Source organism: Pantoea sp. Morm (genome assembly GCF_016643525.1).
GTDB classification, from domain to species: Bacteria; Pseudomonadota; Gammaproteobacteria; order Enterobacterales; family Enterobacteriaceae; genus Pantoea; species Pantoea dispersa.
In genome coordinates this window covers 1-1,177 of sequence record NZ_VOQX01000255.1, presented here as the reverse complement: position 1 = coordinate 1,177, position 1,177 = coordinate 1, and the positions used below count along the sequence as shown (strand labels likewise).

General features: G+C 54.1%; 1 protein-coding gene. It reads left to right on the top strand.

Annotated elements, in window-relative coordinates; translation table 11 throughout:
• Window positions 1-1,177: Ig-like domain-containing protein (locus FT726_RS27365; protein WP_346303856.1), on the top strand; the 1,177-nt coding region annotated here is incomplete at both ends.

The following is a 1,177-nucleotide window of genomic DNA, read 5'->3' as shown; positions in this document are numbered from 1 at the left end:
AACCAGCTGGTTAGACGGCACCCATGTCATTCAGCTGGTATCGATTGATAAAGCGACTAACCCGAGTAATCCGACTATCTTCATTCTTGATATGGATACGACGCCTCCGGCAAAACCGGAAATCTGGCGCGTGATTGATGACGCTGCTGCGGAAGACCACTACCTGACGCCGGGTGAAGCCACCAGCGATAAAACGCCAGCGCTGGCTGGTGTGGCAGAGCCTGGCACCATTGTTACCCTGTACGATAACGGTAAAGAGATCGGCTCAGTGGTAGCAGACAAAATGGGCGCATGGAGCATCACGCCGGAGCTGGCAGACGGCGAGCACCAACTGACCGTGATGGCGAAGGATACGGTTGGTCATGAAAGCCCGATCTCTGATGCTTTCAACCTGACGATTGCTGACGGTGTGGTCACTCAGGCGGTTAACGAAGCGGTATCTGTAACACCAGCAGAATCAACCACTATGGACGCGGATCCGTTTCCGGGTAAACCCATTAAAACCATCAATAAAAACATTATCTCGTTGAGTGCTGATAATGCTGAACCCAATGCATTAGTACAGATCGTTATTGATCAAACAGTTTACACTACCCGTGCTGATGGCAGCGGCAAATGGCAGTTTGACTCGCCGGAAATGAAAGAGGGTTTGCACGTTGCCGGCATTCGTTATCTGGACCGTGCGGGTAACTGGGGACCATCAACTCAGCTTATCCGCAATATCGACACCTCTGCACCAGAAGCGCCGCAGATTATGCGCGTGATCGATAATGAAGGCAGCGCGGATACCTATCTGACGCCGGGCAACTACACCAATGACAAAACCCCAACCCTGTACGGTGTTGCCCAGCCGGACAGCGTAGTAAAAATCTACGATATTCGCTCCAATGTGATTGGCAGTGTAAAAGCCGGCGCCGATGGCCGCTGGAGCTTCACGCCGGAACTGACCACCGACGGCACCCACGTGTTCAGCGCCAGCTACACCGATCGTTTCGGTGCCGAAAGCCCGCGTTCTGACAACTTCGCGCTGACGCTGGATACCTCTGTGCCAGGCACGCCATCACTGAGTGAGGTGTTGGATGACGAAGGCCGCGTTACCGGTCCGCTGAAGTCAGGTGACATTACCGATGACAAAACTCCAACCCTGTCGGGCAGGGGAGATGCGGGCGTGATCGTG